Source organism: Streptomyces sp. UNOC14_S4 (genome assembly GCF_020740835.1).
Lineage (GTDB): Bacteria > Actinomycetota > Actinomycetes > Streptomycetales > Streptomycetaceae > Streptomyces.
The window spans coordinates 1-925 of the sequence record NZ_JAINFC010000985.1 but is presented as its reverse complement, the minus strand read 5'-3'; the positions used below and the strand labels follow the sequence as shown (position 1 = coordinate 925).

The 925-nt window shown below is 73.5% G+C and carries 2 protein-coding genes; both read right to left on the bottom strand.

The features are described 5' to 3' along the window. The coding region (locus tag K6I34_RS37485; protein WP_229332472.1) for a DUF6167 family protein at positions 1-271 on the bottom strand (271 nt) is incomplete at its 3' end. An 8-nt stretch (positions 272-279) separates the two neighbouring features. Next, positions 280-714: a DUF948 domain-containing protein gene (locus tag K6I34_RS37480; RefSeq protein WP_121801846.1), complete on the bottom strand. Its 435-nt coding sequence runs from the start codon at positions 712-714 to the stop codon at positions 280-282. Positions 715-925: the final 211 nt, after the last annotated feature.

The window sequence follows — 925 nt, the reverse complement described above, 5'->3', positions numbered from 1 at the left end:
GCTCGGGGAGCTCCTGGCGCTCGGGATCGGGGGCGGGGCCGGGGGCGGCCGCGAGGCCCAGCGCGTCCTTGAGCGCCGCCTCCCGGTGCGCCATGCCGTCGCGCACGTCGAGGGCGAAGAGCTTGACCCGGCGGCCCGCGACGACCGCGCGGTCCGCCGCCTGGAGAGCCAGGCTCTCCGGGGTGAGCCGGGCCAGCTTGCGGTTGACCTTGGTCGTGGCCCAGACACCGGCGGCTACACCGGTCGTGAACCAGAAGGTGCGGCGGAACATTCCTGGGGTCAGCCCTTCCCACGGGTACGACGGCTGCCGCGCCGGGCGGACGGCAGGGACGTGCCGACGATCACGGAGCGGCGCGGCGCGGGCGCGTCGTCCTTGCGCCCCATCGCCCGCCGGACGCCGTAGCCGAACGCCGCGACCTTGACCAGGGGCCCGCCGAAGGCGGAGGAGACGGTCGAGGAGAGCGCGGAGGCGTTCGCCGTGACCTCCTGCACGTCCGCGGCGATCGAGTCGACGCGGGCGAGCTGGGTGTTCGCGGAGCGGACGGTCGCGGAGGCGTCGGCCAGCAGCGGCACGGCCTGCTCGGAGACGTCGGCCACCAGCTTGGTGGCGGCCTTCAGCGTCTGCGCGAGCCGCACCAGCACCAGGGCGAGGAACGACACGAGGATCGCCCAGAAGACGGCCACGAGGATCCCGGCCACTTCTCCACCGGACACGCTGCACCGCTCCCTGCTGGTCGTCGTTGCTCGACCGCTCGCTGGCCGTCGGGACGTCTGCGGACGCCCATTGACGTCCAGTACGACCTTATCGCGCCGGGCCTCGCGCCCCGTACCGGATTCTCCCCCGCGGACCCCGCGCCGACCTGCCGGAGTTTACGGTGCGCACACTCATCAGTACGCTCTGTGTGCCATGCCCCCACTCTCCGGC